A 16,188-nucleotide genomic window follows, 5' to 3' on the forward strand; every position below is an offset into this window, starting at 1 on the left:
GGGCGCTGGGAGCCGAACAACCCCACCCCGCCACCTTCGGCTCGCAGAACCCGCTTCGGCTCGCAGAACTCCCCGATTCCCACGAGCCGAGGCCGACTCCACGAGCCCGGCCGCACGAGCCCGGCACCACCCCCCGCGCGCCGCCCTCCGCCCGCGAAACCACCGCGGAGGATCGCACATCCAGACCATCCCAGTAACATGCCCGTAGCCGTGCGCGGCGCACACCAAGAAAAGGAAGCAGCGACGGGCGCAGACATCTCGATCCGTGCGCGACCGCCGAGAAGGTGTAGAACCGGAAGATCGGAAGACTGTGGGCATACTGGACAACTTCGAGAAGGGACTCGAGCGCGTCGTCAACGGCGCGTTCGCGCGGACCTTCAAGTCGGGTCTGCAGCCGGTCGAGCTCGCTTCCGCCCTCCGCCGAGAGCTCGACACCACCGCCGCCGTCGTCAGCCGGGATCGCATCCTCGTGCCCAACAGCCTCGTGCTGAGGATGTCCGCGACCGACCTCGACCGGATGCAGCGCATCGGCGCCACGTTGATCGACGAGCTCACCACCGTCGCCACCGAGCACGCCACCAAGCAGGGCTACCGCTTCCCCGGCCCGATCGACATCTCGCTCGCCGTCGATGCGGCGCTCAGCGACGGCATGGTCGAGGTCGGCTCCCGCAGCGTCAAGGGCACCGTCGCCTACACGCCCGTCCTCGACATCGACGGCCGCCGCCACCCGATCACGAAGGCGCGCACCGTCATCGGGCGCGGGAGCGACGCCGATATCACCGTGGACGACTCCGGCACCTCGCGCAAGCACGTCGAGATCCTCTGGGACGGCTCGCGCGCCCAGGTGCACGACCTCGGCTCCACGAACGGCTCGAGGCTCGACGGTCGGCCCGTGACGCAGGCTCCGCTCGCCCCCGAGCAGACCATCACGATCGGACGCACCTCGATCGTCTACCGCGTCGTGCAGGGCTCCGCTCCCGCGCGCGCCGACCGCCCGTCGTCCGGCCGAGCAGCCGGACGCAGCTCCGAAGGGTTCTGGGACGACCGGCTATGAGCGAGCTCACTCTGTTTCTCCTGCGCATCGCGTTCCTCGCGCTGCTGTGGTTCTTCGTGTTCGGCATCGTCTATGCGCTGCGCTCCGATCTCTTCGGTCAGCGCGTCCGTAAGCTGCCGTCCGGAGCTCAGGCCGCACCCGAGGCTCCGTTCGTCACGGCGGCCCAGCCTGTCGTCGCCGCGGCCGCCCAGCCCGCCGCCGCCCCGCCCGCCGCTCCGACCGCCCGGCGGACCCATGAGTCGGCCGCCGAGCGCTCGGGCGCCGATCAGGGCGGGGCAGCGACGGTCCACACGGCGCAGCGCCTCGTCATCACCTCCGGCCCCAAGCGCGGCACCGAGCTCGAACTGACCGGGGACCCGCTGACCATCGGCCGCTCCGCCGAGTCGACGCTGGTTATCCGCGACGACTACACCTCGACCCACCACGCGCGCCTGCTCCTGTGGAACGACGAGTGGATGATCCAGGACCTCGACTCGACCAACGGCACCTTCCTCGACGGCCGCCGCGTCGGCGCCCCCACCAAGGTGCCGCTGAACACGCCCGTGAAGGTCGGCACCACCACCTTCGAATTGCGGCGGTCGTAGCGCGTGGCCCTCACTCCGGAGAGCGGCTCCGGCCACAGCGCGGTGCGCGAGAGCGCCGCCGTCTCGCATGTCGGCCGGATCCGCTCCAACAACCAGGACTCCGGCTATGCGGGTCGGCAGCTCTTCGTCGTCGCCGACGGGATGGGCGGACACGCCGGCGGAGACGTCGCCTCCTCCATCGCCATCAAGCGCATCGTGGAGGCGGACCGCGCCTACGCCTCCACGTACGAGGCCGAGGACGAGCTCAAGCGCACGCTACTGGCCGCGAACACCTTGCTGGCCGACGCCGTGGTCGATCACCCCGAGCTCACCGGCATGGGCACCACCGTCAGTGCGATCGCCCGGGTCGGCGACTCGGTGGCGATCGCGCACATCGGCGACTCCCGCATCTACGTCCTCCGCGACGGCCGGCTCGAGCAGGTCACGACCGACCACACCTTCGTGCAGCGCCTGGTCGACTCCGGCCGCATCACGGAGGAGGAGGCGATGACGCATCCGCGCCGCTCCGTCCTGATGCGGGTGCTCGGCGACGTACACACCAACCCCGAGATCGACACGCTGACGCTCGAGACCGAGCCGCACGACCGCTGGCTGATCTGCTCGGACGGCCTCTCCGGCGTCGTCCCGCACGACGAGATCCTCAAGGAGCTCAGCCGCGACGAGAGCGCTCAGCAGGTGGCCGACCGCCTGATCCGCGACAGCCTCTCGCACGGCGCCCCCGACAACGTCACCGTCGTCATCCTCGACATCCCCGGGGCGGGCGACACCGCGCAGATCCTCGCGCCCGCGGAGGACCCGGTGATCGTCGGCTCCGCCGCCTCGTCCACTCCGCTCACCACGGATGACTCGCAGAACCGCGTCCGCATCCCCGGCCTCCGCCTGCATACCCGCGCACCGGCCGCTCAGGGCCCCACGCACTTCGAGCCCGCGTCCGAGGACTACCTCGACGAGCTGATCGAGGAGGACCGCCGCCGGCATCTGCGCCGCCGCATCACCTGGCTCGTCGGCCTCTCCCTCGTGCTCATCATCGGCTTCCTCGGGATCCTCTTCGCCTACGACTGGACGCAGTCGCGCTTCTACGTCGGTACCGACGGGACCACGGTGATCATCTACCAGGGCATCCAGCAGTCGGTTGGCCCGCTCTCGCTCTCGGAGGTGAAGGAGGACACGGGCATCCCGCTCGACTCCCTCCGCGCCTACGACGTCGAGCAAGTGGAGCAGACGATCAGCGCCGACTCCTACGCCGGCGCGGTCGACATCGTCGAACGCCTCACGGACGCGAACGGAGCACCATGACGGACGCCGCCACGGCCACCTCCCGCCCCGCCTCCGAGCGGCAGGGCTTCTTCCGGCAGAAGCTGCGCAACCTCGAGCTGCTTCTGCTGGTTGTCGCCTGCGTCATCGACGCGGGCGCGATCATCCTCGTGCAGCTCGGCGCGCTCGGCGCGGTCGACACCACCCTCGTCTCGCTCGGCGCCGGCCTCTCGGCCCTCGTGCTCGCCGTCCACGTGGTGTTGCGCTTCGCCGCCCCGGCCGCGGATCCGTTCCTGCTGCCCATCGCGACGGTCCTGAACGGCCTGGGCGTGGCCGAGATCTACCGCATCGACATCGCCGACGGAGTCACCGGCTGGGACTCCGTGGCCGTGCGGCAGCTCTTCTGGAGCGGACTCGCGGTGGTCGCCGCCATCGTGGTCCTGCTGGTGATCCGCAACCACCGCGTGCTGTTCCGGTACACCTACGTCGCCGGATTCGCGGCGATCGTGCTGCTGCTTCTGCCGCTCCTCCCCTTCATCGGCCGCGAGGTCAGCGGGGCGCGGGTCTGGATCGGCATCGGCGACGTCGCGAGCTTCCAGCCCGGCGAAATCGCCAAGATCGCCCTGGGCGTCTTTTTCGCCGGCTATCTCGTGCGCAACCGCGACTCCCTCTCGATGGTGGGCCGCACCGTCCTCGGAATGCGCTTCCCCCGCCTGCGCGATCTCGGCCCGATCCTGGTGGTCTGGGCCGTCACGATGGGGGTCATCGTCTTCCAGCGCGACCTGGGCACGGCGCTGCTCTACTTCGGCCTGTTCCTGGTGATGCTGTACGTCGCGACCGGCCGTACCGGCTGGGTCCTCATCGGCGTCGGACTGTTCCTCGGCGGTGCACTCCTGGCGAGCCAGACGCTCAGCTACGTCGGTAACCGCTTCGCGAACTGGCTCGAGCCCTTGAGCGCCGAGCGCTACGGGGCGGATCCGGGCGGCAGCTACCAGCTCGTGCAGGGCCTCTTCGGCCTCGCGCACGGCGGCCTGCTCGGGACGGGCCTCGGTCAGGGGATGCCGGATCTCACGCCGGTCCCGCAGTCCGACTACATCATCGCGAGCCTCGGCGAGGAGCTGGGCCTCGCCGGGCTCTTCGCGATCTTCGGCCTCTACCTTCTGCTGGTCTCGCGCGGGTTCCGGATCGGCTTCGCCGGCCAGGACGACTTCGGGCGCTTGCTGGGAGTCGGCCTCTCGTTCGTGATCGCTCTCCAGTGCTTCATCGTCATCGGAGGCGTCACCCGCGTGATCCCGTTAACCGGCCTGACCACACCGTTCCTGGCCGCCGGCGGCTCCTCCCTCGTGGCGAACTGGATGATCGTGGCGGTGCTGTTGCGCCTGTCCGACACAGTCCGCAGTCAGCCTCGTCTGGTGGTGTGATCCGTCGATGAACCGAGAACTCAAACGGGTGAGCCTCGTCGTGCTGACGATGTTCGTGGCCCTCTTCGTCTCCACGACCTCCATCCAAATGATCCAGGCCGATTCCCTCGACGAGGACGGCCGTAACACGCGAACCCTTTACGAGAGCTTCTCGACCGAGCGCGGCGCGATCCTCGCCGCCGGTCAGCCGATCGCCTCCTCGACGCCCTCGAACGACCTCTACAAGTTCCAACGGCAGTACGCGAACGGTCCGCTCTACTCCGCCGTGTCCGGCTACTTCACCCTGAACCAGGGCACGACCGGCATCGAGCGCTCGCTCAACGACTACCTCTCCGGCACCTCGAACTCGCAGTTCTTCGACGAGATCAACAACCTCGTGACGGGTCAGGATCCGAAGGGTGCCTCGGTCGAACTCTCGATCGACCCGGTCGCGCAGCAGGCCGCCTTCGACGCCCTCGGCGACGACACCGGAGCAGTCGTCGTGACAGAACCAGCGACCGGCCGCATCCTCGCGATGGTCTCCAAGCCCGCCTTCGACCCCGCCGCCCTCGCCTCCCGCGACACCGACGACGTGCTCGCCGCCTACCGGGCGCTCGACGACGACTCCTCGCAGCCGCTCGTGAACCGCGCGATCGGCGGCTCGCTCAACCCGCCCGGGTCCGTCTTCAAGCTCGTCGTCGCTTCGGCCGCCCTCGAGTCCGGCCGCTTCACCGCCGACTCGAGCTTCCCCAACGTCGAGGCCTACACGCTGCCCGGCTCCTCCTCGCGGGTGATCAACTCCGGAGGCGGTCTCTGCGGCTCCGGAGACACGGTCACGCTGGCCACCGCCGTCTCGCTCTCGTGCAATGTCCCGATGGCCGAGATGGGCGTGCAGCTGGGCGCGGACGCGATCCGCTCGCAGGCCGAGAAGTTCGGCTTCGACACGAAGCTGGAGATCCCCATGTCCGTCGAGGCCAGCGTGTACCCCGCGAAGACGGATGACGCGCAGACCGCCCTCACCGCCTTCGGTCAGTTCGAGGTCAAGGCGACGCCGCTGCAGATCGCGATGGTCTCGGCGGCGATCGCGAACGGCGGCGAGGTGATGCAGCCGAACCTGGTCGATTCGATCCGCTCGCAGGACCTCAGCGTTCTGCAGAAGTTCCAGGAGAAGTCGCTCGGCCGGGCGGTGAGCACGCAGACCGCGGACGCCATCAAGGCGATGATGGTCGCCAGCGTCCAGGGCGGCGCGGCGACGAATGCAACAATAGGGGGCGTCACTGTGGCCGGTAAGACCGGTACCGCCGAGAACGGCGCAGACGACCCGTACACCCTCTGGTTCACCGGCTTCGCGCCTGCGAACGACCCGCAGTACGCCATCACCGTGCTCGTGGAGAACGGTGGCGGGCTCGGCCAGACCGGGTACGGCAACCTGATCGCCGCACCCATCGGACAACAGGTACTAGAGGCGGTGCTGAACAAATGAGACCCACGACAGGCCTCACCTTCGGGGGACGTTACGAATTGCAGTCCCGGATCGCCATCGGCGGCATGGGAGAGGTATGGCAGGCGACCGATCTGGTCATCGGCCGCACCATCGCGATCAAGATCCTGAAGGACGAGTACCTCGGCGACCCCGGCTTCCTCGAGCGCTTCCGCGCCGAGGCCCGCCACGCGGCGCTGGTCAACCACGAGGGCATCGCCAACGTGTACGACTACGGCGAGGAGGACGGCTCGGCCTACCTGGTCATGGAGCTCGTCCCCGGCGAGGCGCTCTCGACCGTCCTCGAGCGCGAGCGGGTCCTCTCGACCGACAAGGTCCTCGACATCGTCGCGCAGACCGCGCTTGCCCTGCACGCCGCGCACGCCGCGGGTCTCGTGCACCGCGACGTGAAGCCCGGCAACCTGCTGATCACTCCTGACGGACGCGTCAAGATCACCGACTTCGGCATTGCCCGCATCGCGGACCAGGTCCCGCTGACGGCGACCGGCCAGGTCATGGGCACGGTCCAGTACCTGTCCCCGGAGCAGGCGAGCGGGCAGCCCGCCTCCCCCGCGACCGACATCTACTCGCTGGGCATCGTGGCGTACGAGTGCCTGGCCGGGCGCCGGCCGTTCACCGGCGAGTCGCAGGTCGCGATTGCAATGGCGCAGATCAACGACACCCCGCCCGAGCTGCCGGTCACGGTCGCCGAGCCGGTTCGGAACCTCGTCTACTCCTGCATCGCCAAGAAGCCCGCCGACCGCCCGGCGACCGCCGCCCACCTCGCGCGGGCGGCTCAGGCGCTGCGCTCGGGCGACGTGCGCGGAGCGGCCCTCGCCGTCCCCGCTGTCCTGAGCGATCTCCCGGCCACGCAGGCCACCACGGTCCTCCCCTCGAACCAGGGGGCGACGCAGGCGACCACGGTTCTGCCCTCGGGTGCGGCCGCAGCCGCCGCTCCGTTCTTCCCGGTGGAGGAGCCCGCGGTTCCGTTCGAGGAGCCGCGCAAGCGCAGCCCGTGGACCTGGCCGCTGGTCGCGCTCATCGTGATCCTCGCCGTCGTCATCGCCGGCACGATCTTCGCGCTGACCACCGGCGGCGCCGCCGAACCCGCGCCGAGCCCGTCCGCTCCGACCAGCACGGCGCCGTCACCGACACCGTCGGCGACCCCGACTCCCTCGGCGACCCCGACGTCCACCACGGTCGTGATCAACAAGAACGACTACATCGGGCGACCATTCGACGAAGTCGAGACCGCACTCGACGCGCTGGGCATGGGCGTGCGGCGCGCCGACGGGCCGAGCGCCCCCACCGCTGATCAGGTCGGACTCGTCGAGGACGTGAACCCCACCGCGAACGTGGTCAGGGGTACGACCATCGAGGTCTCCGTCTACACCGAGGTTGCGGTTCCCAGCGCCCCCACGGCCGTGCCGTCGGTCACGCCGGCCGCCTCCAGCGTCAAGGCGGGCGCGACGTTCGACGTCTCTTGGAGCAATTACAACCAGTGCCCGAGCGGAACCACGGTGTCGAAGTACACGGCGACCGCGGCGGGCGAGGGCGCGAGCGTGATCTCCACCGACGGGACGAAGGCGACGATCCAGGCCGGACCGACGGCCGGAACGATCTCGATCACCTACACCGTCACCTGCGGAGGGTCGGAGTCGGCGGCATCGCCCACCCTCTCCGTCACCGTCGAGCAGCCCGCTCCCTCCGACACGCCGACACCGGCCGCGACGACGAGCACACCGTCACCAACGAGGTAGCAGAGGGCGCCCCGCCCGGAACACCAGAAGCCCATAGGTACACTTGCCCTGGCTCCTCGGGGCCGCACCACACGGAAGTACAGGGCGGGAGCGTGCGCGTGACGGATGAGGGTCGCCTGATCGCGGGACGGTACCAGGTCGGGCCCCGGCTCGGCCGCGGCGGGATGTCCGAGGTGTATCTCGGCACGGACACCCGGCTCGGGCGCACCGTCGCGATCAAGGAGCTGAAGCTCTCCCTCTCCTCCGACTCCGCCTTCCGGCTGCGGTTCCGTCAGGAGGCGCAGTCCGCATCGCGGATGTCGCATCCCACGATCGTCCGTGTCTTCGATGCCGGCGAGGAGGTCACCGTCGACGACACCGGCGGCGAGTCGCGTCGCCCCTTCATCGTCATGGAGCACATCGAGGGCCGCCTGCTGAAGGACCTCATCGCCGAGGGCCCTCTCGACGTCGATGAGGCCGTCCGCATCGCGGAGGGCATCCTCACCGCCCTGGAGTACTCGCACCGCGCGGGCGTCGTCCACCGCGACATCAAGCCCGGCAACATCATGCTGACCCCGTCGGGCCAGGTGAAGGTGATGGACTTCGGCATCGCTCGCGCCGTCTCCGACTCCGCCGCGACCGTTGCGCAGACGACGGCGATCCTCGGCACCGCGGCCTACTTCTCCCCCGAGCAGGCGAAAGGCGAGCAGGTCGACGCCCGCAGCGACCTCTACTCCGCCGGCATCGTGCTCTTCGAGCTGCTCACCGGCCGGGCCCCCTTCCGCGGCGACACCCCCGTCGCCGTCGCCTACCAGCACGTCAGCGAGACGCCGCCGGCGCCGAGTTCGATCAACCCCGCCGTCACACCGGCACTGGACGCCGTCGTGGCGCGCGCGCTGTCGAAGGACCGCTACGAGCGCTTCCAGGGCGCGGCGGAGTTCCGCGACGACCTGCGCGACGCCGCCGCCGGACGCCTGCCCGATCACCGCCCGATCGACGAGTTGACCACCTCGCTCTTCGCTGCCCGCAACCAGGGCGGAGTGAACGACTCGGAGTTCGCCCTGCGCCAGCTGGCCGAAGACAACTCCTTCGTTCGCACCCAGCGCCGCCCTCCGGTCCTCTGGATCTGGTCCTCCATCGTCGTGCTCGCCGTGATCGTCGCTGCTCTGGTGATCTGGGTTCTGACGCTCCAGCCCGCGTCGACGCTGCCCTCGCAGTCGCGCGAGGTCCCGAGCCTCACCGAGACGACCTACGACAGTGCCCAGTCGACCCTGACGGAGCTCGACCTCGTGCCGAGCCAGGTCGCGGAGTACAACTCGACCGTCCCCGAGGGCGAGGTGATCCGGACGGATCCGGGCTCGGGCACGATCGTCGCGCCCGAGACGGTCATCCGCGTCGTCGTCTCGCAGGGCCCGCAGCCCGTTGCCGTGCCGGACACGGTCGGCCGCACCCTCGCTCAAGCCATCGACGCGCTGACCGCCGGCGGCTTCATTGAGGGCTCGCAAACCCGCGAGAACTCGCCGACCGTCCCCGGCGACGTCGTCCTCTCCACCTCCCCTGGAGCGGGTCAGCAGGTTGTACCGGGCACGCCGGTCGATCTCACCGTCTCCTCCGGCCAGGTCACCCTCCCCGACCTCGTGGGAACGTCGCTCAGCAGTGCGCTGGCCACTCTCGCGTCCGAGAAGCTGCAGCTGGTCGGAGTCGAGGTCCCCGACAGGACCTGCGACGCGACCCGGGCGAACCCGCCCATCACGACGCAGTCCCTGGCTCCGGGCGACGTCCCGCAGGGGTCGACCGTCCGGCTCGGCTACTGCGCAGGCTGACGGCTCTCGCCGCGACCCGCTCGGGGCGAGAAGGCGGCCTCGGTGGCGACGGGTGCTCCTGACGGCGGGGTTGCCCGAAGCGCCTCCTGCGTGGCCGCCGAGGCGAGCGACGGCTATGCCCGGCGCGCGCCCGCGAGCGGAGGCTGGAGGCGCACGACCTCGCCGACGGTGGAGTCGTCCACCGGCCGTCCGATCCTGCCGCGGATGTCACTGGGCGTGAGCCCTTCGCGCCGCCTGAGCGCCCGGCGGAGGTGGTCCGCCGAGGAGAAGCCGGAGGCGGCCGCGATCGCCTCGAGCGGGACCTCCCGCGGGCGGCGGCGCAGCAGCTCGACGGCGCTCGCGACCCGGGAACGCTCGATCTCACTCGCGACCGTCGTCCCGGCGTCCTCGAAGAGCCGCTGCAGGGAGCGAGTGGACACGTTCACCGCGTCCGCGACCGCCTCCGGAGTGCAGCGCGGGGTGCGGTGCGTGCGGTCGATGACCGTGCGGGCGCGCCCGAGGGTCGCGGCTCGCACACTGGTGGCGCCCGGCTGCGCGCTCACCGCCGCGAGGAAAGCGCTGGTGAGGAGCTGCTTGACCACGTGCGCGAAGCCGGTGACCTCGCCCTCTCCGGGCAGGCCCGTCCCGGACTCCGCCGCGAGTGCGAAGGCGGTCGTGAAGGCATAGGCGGCACGGGTGGAGCGGGCGTCGGGATCGAGCGCGTAGACCAGGGCCGACGTATCGAAGCCGTAGCGGCGCATTTCGTCGGCGCGGAGGGAGAGTTGGAGGATCGTCGCCGGAGTCGTCGACTCGGTCGTGAACGTTGTCGTCCCCGCCTGGTACGAGATGGAGCCGGGACGGAGCAGCACCGTGCGGTCCGGCGCGACCATGCGCACGAAGCCGTCGATCAGGAAGGTGAAGGTGAGAAAAGCGGTGTCGTCCGACGACCAGGTTCCCCGAAGAACGCGTAACGGCGAGACGGTCATCAGCACGACGCTCAGATCACCAGTGCCGAATCCCGAGCCGGTAATGCTCGGAACTGTTCCCGGCTTCACAACGATGCGAGGACCGAGATTCTCGAGCTCGCGAATTCCCGAGAAAGCCCAAGAGATCGATTCGACCATGTGGTCCCCCGGACTTCTCTTCTTCGGCGCCGACCCCCTGCCGACGCCCTCTGATTATGCAGGGAAGAAGCGCCGCATCCTCCGCCGCGAGTCCGTCAGATCGCGTCACCTTACCGAGGGGGGCCACAGGGGGGTGGACATGACCGACCGCTGGCATGGCCCCGACTTGCTCGGAGGCACCCCGCGATCCACCCGTCGGGCGGCGGTTCACGCGGTGAAAACGCGGTCATACCCGCGGCCCCGTTCGGGGGTCGAAGGCGCCGCCTCCCTCCCCTCCGACCCGCGAAGAGATCGACGCGTTAACGCGCCATATTCCGCCTTAACGCGCCACTGCCGGGAGTGTTGACCGGAACTCGGGAAAAGCGGACGTGCCGACCTCGCGCAGCCAGTTCTTCACTAGGCGTCGTCCGCCCTCGGTGAGAACCGACTCCGGATGGAACTGCACCCCGACGAGCGGAGCCGTCCGGTGCCGGAGCGCCATGACCACTCCCTCCGGTGTCCGAGCCGTCACCCGCAGCTCCCCCGGCAGGCTGTCGTCGTCGACCGCGAGCGAGTGGTACCGCATCGCGGCGAAGCCGGATGGCAGGCCGTCGAAGAGCGGGTCGCCGTCGTGCAGGACGTCCGAGGTCCGGCCGTGGACCAGCTCCGGCGCCGCCACGACCCGCGCGCCGAGAGCATGCGCGAGCACCTGGTGGCCGAGGCAGACACCGAGCAGGGGCCGCCACGACTCGGTCGAGCGGTGCACAAGCGCCGCCGACGCAGGGACGTCCTCGGGGCGGCCCGGGCCCGGCGAGACCACAACCCCGTCCGCCTGCTCCGCGCGTGCGAGCAGCGCCTCAGTGCCGAGTTCGTCGCCCTCGACCACGTCGACCTGTGCCCCGAGCTCGCGGAGGTAGGCGACCAGCGTGAAGACGAAGCTGTCGTGGTGGTCCACGACGAGGATCCGCGGGGCCGCGCCGACGCTCACGATCCGACGGTCACGTTCCGGTCGAGCACCAGCGACTGCACCCACGGGAACACCCACTCATCGAGCGCGGCCAGCACCGCCGTGACGAGGACGAGAACGATCAGGAGCCGGACCCACCAGGGCCCGGGCAGGAGACGCCACAGCGCTGCGTACACGATCAGCCCTCCTGCGCCAGCGAGCCGGCGATCTCGGCGGGGGCGCCCGCGGAGCGCGGCTGGAACGAATCGAACACGCCGTACGCGATGATGCGCTCGGCCGTCGAGTAGAGCGGATTACAGCTCGTCAGCGTGATCAGGCGGTCGGTCGGGGCCGCGTCCGGGGTCCACGGGACGGGGTCGATCACCTGGACGTCGGAGGGCTGGACGTACTCGAGGTTGCGGAAGCGGTAGGTGTACCAGCCGTCCGCCGTCTCGATGTAGATCGGGTCGCCGAGCTGGAGCTCGTCGATCAGGTGCATGCCGCCGCCGTAGGCGCTGCGGTGAGCGGCGAGCGCGAAGTTGCCGGCCTGGCCGGGCATCTGCGTCCCGGGGTAGTGGCCGATGCTGCCCTCGTCGAGCACGTTCTCGGCGTCGATACCCTCGGCGATCGTGCGCACCCAGCCCTCGCCATAGCGCGGGATGTAGAGGTTGCCGAAGGAGGTGTCGAGGGCGGCGGCCGTCGCGACGACCGGCTCCGCGGAGGCGGCCTCGGTCGCCTGCGGTGCAGGAGCGGAGTCGCCCCAGCTCTCACGGAGCTCCGCCGCCTGAGTCGTCTGCTGACCGGCGATCACCGCGTCGTTCCACCACAGCTGCCAGGCAAGGAAGAGCAGGACCAGGACGCCGGCGGTCATCAGGAGCTCGCCGACGACTCCGAAGAACGAGAGGCGTCGGCCCGGGCGGGCCCGTCGTCGCTTCCCTCGCGGCCGCAGAGCCGTCGCGTCGGGGTTCTGGGCGGTCATGCGACGAGTCTAGGCGCGAGCCGCGGCGGGCTGCGGCGCTCCCTCGCGAGCTGGGGAGAACCTCTCGAACCGCCGCTTGGGGAGGGAAGGATCACGCCTCGAAGCGGCCGACCGACCACGCCGCGAGTCGGCACAGCGCCACGGCGCTCCCGGCCGGGAGCCTCCGCCCGGTACAGTGGTCGGCATGGCACGAGCGACGAAGAGCCCGAAGGCCGAGCGCGACGAGACTCGGACCGGCGAGAACGCACCGAATCCGGTCTGGTTCAAGCCGGTGATGTTCGGGTTCATGCTGATCGGACTCGCCTGGATCATCGTCTTCTACGTGAGCCAGGGCACTCTGCCGGTCCCTGATCTCGGCAACCTCAACATCCTGATCGGCTTCGGCATCGCGTTCATCGGCTTCCTGATGACCACGCGCTGGCGCTAGCCCCCGAGCAGTGAACGACGCCCCGTCCGGTCCGCCGACGGGGCGTTCGTCGTCCGTGGAGCGGCTGCGCGCTGTCGGCTGCGTCTTCGCCGAAGAGGAGGCCGGCCTGCTCGAGGAGGCCGCCGATTCCTCCGCCGCCCTCGAACTGCTGCTGCGTCGCCGCGAGACGGGTGAGCCCCTCGAGCAGATCCTCGGCTGGGTCGCCTTCCGCGGTCTGCGCATCCCCGTCGAACCGGGCGTCTTCGTACCCCGGGTGCGGACCGAATGGCTGGTCGACTGCGCCCTCGAACTCCTCCCGGCCGGTGCCGTCGTCCTCGACCTCTGCTGCGGCTCCGGCGCTCTCGCGCGTTCGATCGCCGAGGAGCGCCCCGACGTGCGCCTGCTCGCCGCGGACCTCTCTCCCGCCGCGGTCGCGTGCGCCCGCCGCACACTCGCAGGACGCGCTGCCGTCCTCGAGGGCGACCTCTTCGATGCTCTTCCCCCGCCAGAGCGCGGACGGATCGACGTGGTGGTCGTGAACGCCCCCTACGTCCCCACCGCCGCGATCGCCCTGATGCCGCCCGAGGCTCGCGTGCACGAGCCGCGGCTCACTCTCGACGGCGGGCAGGACGGGCTCGCGCTGCACCGGCGCATCGCGCAGGAGGCGGGTCCCTGGCTCACACCCCACGGCGTCGTCGTGATCGAAGTGGGAGCAGACCAGGCCGCCGCGAGCGCATCCGCGTTCCGAGCGGGGGGCTTCGCCACGTCCCTGCGCCGCGATGGGGACCGGGATGCGACAGCACTCGTTGCCGTCCGGAGCCGAACTACACCGCTGTAATTATCCCCAGCTGTGGAATCTCCTGTGGAGAACTGCGCAGACTGCCGCCGACGGGCGTCCTCAAGGGGTGGACGGCAGGGATCCGCACCAGTGCGGTGGCGATCACGCACATCTCTGCTCCTGCCAGGTCCTCCCGGGGAGGACACTCGAGGCGTTGTCCCCAGTGTTAACAACTCTGTGGATAACTTCCTCCCCAGCTGTTGAGAGCGGTGGAGACAGGACAGGGAGGAGCGGCGGCGAGAACCACTCAGCGCGGAACGACAGGGCGGGCCCGAACGCGCCGAAGGCACCCCCGAGCCCGCCACCGCGGGTCGCGACCGACTCAGCCCAGAACGTACGCCCCTGCGGTGATCGCGATGAGTCCGACCCCGATCAGCCCGACGAGCAGATTCTGCGTGCTCCGCTGCGTGCGCTGCCGCGTCCGCGTGAACACGAGCCCGATCAGGGCACCCGCGACCAACCCGCCGACGTGTGCCTGCCAGGCCACGTTCATTCCCGGCAGGAAGCCGATGACGAGATTGAGCCCGACCAGGACCAGCAGCTGCTGGGCTTGACCGCCCAGATGCCGCAGGATCACCAGATATGCGCCCATCAGCCCGAAGATCGCGCCGGATGCGCCGATCACCGGAGTCAACGGGTCTGCGAGGAGGAGCACACCGACCGAGCCGGCGAATCCGCTGAGGAGGAAGAGGGTCAGGTAGCGCCCGCGGCCCAGCATCCGCTCGAGCACCATGCCGAACACCCACAGCGTGTACATGTTCAGCACCAGGTGGAACGGGATGACGAAGAAGAGCGATGTGCTGTGCAGGAACACCGAGGTGAGCATCCGCCACGGCTCGAAGCCGGCCCCGAAGTCGGACAGCGTGTAGGCGGGGGCATACAGCAGGGCATTGATCGCGGGTTCGCCGACGACGGGGAGGATCTCGACGATCCACAGCACGACGCAGAGCGCGATGATCGCGTAGGTCACCGTCGGCTGGTCGGCCCGGGTCATCGCCCGCACGCGCGAGACGAGCGGACTGCGGGTGCGCGGGGCGGTGGCGCGCTGCTGCGCCATGTCGTCCGGGCAGATCACGCCGACGGGAGCGGGGGTCTGGCATTCACCGCAGATCGTGCGTCCGCAACGCTGGCAGCGCACGAAGCTCTGCCGATCGGGGTGGCGATAGCAGGAGTAGCTGCTGCTCGGCGGGACCTGGGTCACGGACGTGCCTCCGGGGAGAGAAAGGGCCGGGCCCTGACGGACCCGGCCCTCGAATGAGTGTGGGACGAGGCGATCAGACCTCGGTGATCTCGACGGTCTCGATCACGACGTCGTCGAGCGGCTTGTCACGGCCGTCCGTGGGGACCGCCGAGAGCGCCTGAACGAGCTTCTTCGACTCCTCGTCGACGACGGCACCGAAGATGGTGTGCTTGCCCTGCAGCCACGTAGTCGGCGCTACGGTGATGAAGAACTGCGAGCCGTTCGTGCCACGGCCCGCCTGCTTGCCGGCGTTCGCCATCGCGAGGATGTAGGGCTGGGTGAAGTCGAGCTCGGGGTTGATCTCGTCGTCGAACTGGTAGCCCGGGCCGCCGATGCCCTGACCGAGCGGGTCACCACCCTGGAGCATGAAGTCGGGGATGATGCGGTGGAAGACCGTGCCGTTGTAGAGCGGCTCCTTTGTCTTCGCGCCTGTGGCGGGGTGGGTCCACTCGATGTCACCGGTCGCAAGACCGACGAAGTTGCGGACCGTCTGGGGAGCGTGGTTCCCATAGAGGTTGACGACGATGTCGCCCTTGTTGGTGTGGAACGTCGCGACTGCGGTGTGCAAAGGCATGCTCGGATTCTCGCACAGCGCGTCTGTAGGCCCCTGCAACGCAGGGTGTCAATGCGCTGGGTGCGCGGTGCGGACGCGGATCGATGAGTGGCAGTATTGACGCGTTCGCTGCTCGTAGCCGATGGAGGACCAACATGGGTCTGTCACGTAAGCACAAGAAGGACCTCAAGCGTCTTCGCAAGAACGCTGAGGCGGTGTGGAGCGAGCAGCAGGAAGTGCTGTCGCACGCGGCCTCCGTTCTCGAGAAGAGCCGCCGTCAGGCGGCTCAGTACGCGAAGAAGGAGGTCGTGCCCCTGGTCAAGGGCACGTACAACTCCCGCGTCAAGCCTGTCTACGACAACGGCCTCTCCGCCGTCGAGGGTACGTACTCCTCGGCCCGCGATGCTTACAAGCACAAGGTCCTCCCCACGTTCGCTGCTGTCGGGGGCACTGCCGCGGCCGCATTCGAGGCCGCGAAGGACTCGAAGAACCGCGCGAAGCTCGGCGAGATCTCGAAGGCGCGCTGGCAGGAGCTCACCACTCCTCCGAAGAAGAAGAACAGGGTTGGCACTGTCTTCGCGATCGGTGCCGCTCTCGTCGCCGTCGGCGGTATCGGCTACGCCGTCTGGCAGACCTTCCGCGCCGACGACGAGCTGTGGGTCGCCGACGACGAGCCGCAGAGCGCCGCGCAGAACGCGGCATCGACCGCTTCCTGACGCTTCCGTTGGACGAGCCGGGCCCCCAGCGGGGCCCGGCTCTTCCGCATGCCCGTGGAGACGGGCCACCGCTGCGCCTGTCCCTCAACCGGCG

General features: G+C 69.6%; 16 protein-coding genes. 10 read left to right on the forward strand and 6 right to left on the reverse strand.

The genetic code is table 11. The annotated features are described in order from the left end of the window. Positions 1-310 precede the first annotated feature (310 nt). From C5D07_RS03150 to pknB, 7 genes are all read left to right on the forward strand, one after another. Positions 311-1,054, forward strand: coding sequence for an FHA domain-containing protein (locus C5D07_RS03150; protein ID WP_068250091.1), 744 nt, complete (start codon positions 311-313; stop codon positions 1,052-1,054). Next, positions 1,051-1,638 (forward strand): FHA domain-containing protein FhaB/FipA, encoded by a 588-nt coding sequence (locus C5D07_RS03155; RefSeq protein ID WP_068250089.1) that lies wholly within the window; start codon positions 1,051-1,053, stop codon positions 1,636-1,638. The genes C5D07_RS03150 and C5D07_RS03155 overlap by 4 nt, the downstream gene beginning before the upstream one ends. Before the next feature lie 3 nt (positions 1,639-1,641). Then, positions 1,642-2,934, forward strand: coding sequence for a Stp1/IreP family PP2C-type Ser/Thr phosphatase (locus tag C5D07_RS03160; protein WP_237358211.1), 1,293 nt, complete (start codon positions 1,642-1,644; stop codon positions 2,932-2,934). Beyond that, the gene (locus tag C5D07_RS03165; protein WP_104258658.1) at positions 2,931-4,313 is read left to right on the forward strand and encodes an FtsW/RodA/SpoVE family cell cycle protein; all 1,383 of its coding nucleotides are present in this window, start codon (positions 2,931-2,933) and stop codon (positions 4,311-4,313) included. The genes C5D07_RS03160 and C5D07_RS03165 overlap by 4 nt, the downstream gene beginning before the upstream one ends. A gap of 7 nt (positions 4,314-4,320) precedes the next feature. Next, positions 4,321-5,775, forward strand: coding sequence for a peptidoglycan D,D-transpeptidase FtsI family protein (locus C5D07_RS03170; RefSeq protein WP_104258659.1), 1,455 nt, complete (start codon positions 4,321-4,323; stop codon positions 5,773-5,775). Further along, positions 5,772-7,532 carry a protein kinase domain-containing protein gene (locus C5D07_RS03175; protein ID WP_068250080.1) on the forward strand — a complete coding sequence of 587 codons (1,761 nt, stop codon included), beginning with the start codon at positions 5,772-5,774 and terminating at the stop codon, positions 7,530-7,532. Before C5D07_RS03170 ends, C5D07_RS03175 begins: the two co-directional genes overlap by 4 nt. A gap of 92 nt (positions 7,533-7,624) precedes the next feature. Then, positions 7,625-9,334, forward strand: coding sequence for a Stk1 family PASTA domain-containing Ser/Thr kinase (gene pknB, locus C5D07_RS03180; RefSeq protein ID WP_428839185.1), 1,710 nt, complete (start codon positions 7,625-7,627; stop codon positions 9,332-9,334). A gap of 113 nt (positions 9,335-9,447) precedes the next feature. Here pknB and C5D07_RS03185 read toward each other — a convergent pair whose 3' ends face one another. From C5D07_RS03185 to C5D07_RS03195, 4 genes are all read right to left on the reverse strand, one after another. Continuing rightward, entirely contained in the window at positions 9,448-10,368 is a 921-nt protein-coding gene (locus tag C5D07_RS03185; RefSeq protein WP_170063497.1) for a helix-turn-helix domain-containing protein, read from the reverse strand. A 388-nt stretch (positions 10,369-10,756) separates the two neighbouring features. After that, on the reverse strand, positions 10,757-11,404 hold the full coding sequence (locus C5D07_RS03190; RefSeq protein WP_104258661.1) for an anthranilate synthase component II: 648 nt from the start codon (positions 11,402-11,404) through the stop codon (positions 10,757-10,759). Continuing rightward, a complete protein-coding gene (locus C5D07_RS15645; RefSeq protein ID WP_167542316.1) occupies positions 11,401-11,559 on the reverse strand; it encodes a hypothetical protein in 159 nt (52 codons plus the stop codon). The genes C5D07_RS03190 and C5D07_RS15645 overlap by 4 nt, the downstream gene beginning before the upstream one ends. Positions 11,560-11,561: 2 nt before the next feature. Next, entirely contained in the window at positions 11,562-12,341 is a 780-nt protein-coding gene (locus C5D07_RS03195; protein ID WP_068250071.1) for a class E sortase, read from the reverse strand. A 184-nt stretch (positions 12,342-12,525) separates the two neighbouring features. Here C5D07_RS03195 and C5D07_RS03200 point away from each other — a divergent pair, with 184 nt between their 5' ends. Continuing rightward, positions 12,526-12,768 carry a cell division protein CrgA gene (locus C5D07_RS03200; RefSeq protein WP_068256749.1) on the forward strand — a complete coding sequence of 81 codons (243 nt, stop codon included), beginning with the start codon at positions 12,526-12,528 and terminating at the stop codon, positions 12,766-12,768. 10 nt (positions 12,769-12,778) lie between these two features. Continuing rightward, positions 12,779-13,585, forward strand: a complete 807-nt coding sequence (locus C5D07_RS03205; RefSeq protein WP_181134350.1) for a putative protein N(5)-glutamine methyltransferase — start codon at positions 12,779-12,781, stop codon at positions 13,583-13,585. 322 nt (positions 13,586-13,907) lie between these two features. Here C5D07_RS03205 and C5D07_RS03210 read toward each other — a convergent pair whose 3' ends face one another. Together C5D07_RS03210 and C5D07_RS03215 are read right to left on the reverse strand one after the other, a co-directional pair. Next, positions 13,908-14,786: a rhomboid family intramembrane serine protease gene (locus C5D07_RS03210; protein WP_068250064.1), complete on the reverse strand. Its 879-nt coding sequence runs from the start codon at positions 14,784-14,786 to the stop codon at positions 13,908-13,910. A gap of 73 nt (positions 14,787-14,859) precedes the next feature. Further along, positions 14,860-15,399: a peptidylprolyl isomerase gene (locus tag C5D07_RS03215; RefSeq protein ID WP_068250062.1), complete on the reverse strand. Its 540-nt coding sequence runs from the start codon at positions 15,397-15,399 to the stop codon at positions 14,860-14,862. Positions 15,400-15,533: 134 nt separating this feature from the next. Here C5D07_RS03215 and C5D07_RS03220 point away from each other — a divergent pair, with 134 nt between their 5' ends. Further along, complete coding sequence (locus C5D07_RS03220) at positions 15,534-16,094, forward strand: hypothetical protein (protein ID WP_068250059.1); 561 nt, start codon at positions 15,534-15,536, stop codon at positions 16,092-16,094. Positions 16,095-16,188: the final 94 nt, after the last annotated feature.

Source organism: Rathayibacter tritici (assembly GCF_002932875.1).
Lineage (GTDB): Bacteria > Actinomycetota > Actinomycetes > Actinomycetales > Microbacteriaceae > Rathayibacter > Rathayibacter tritici.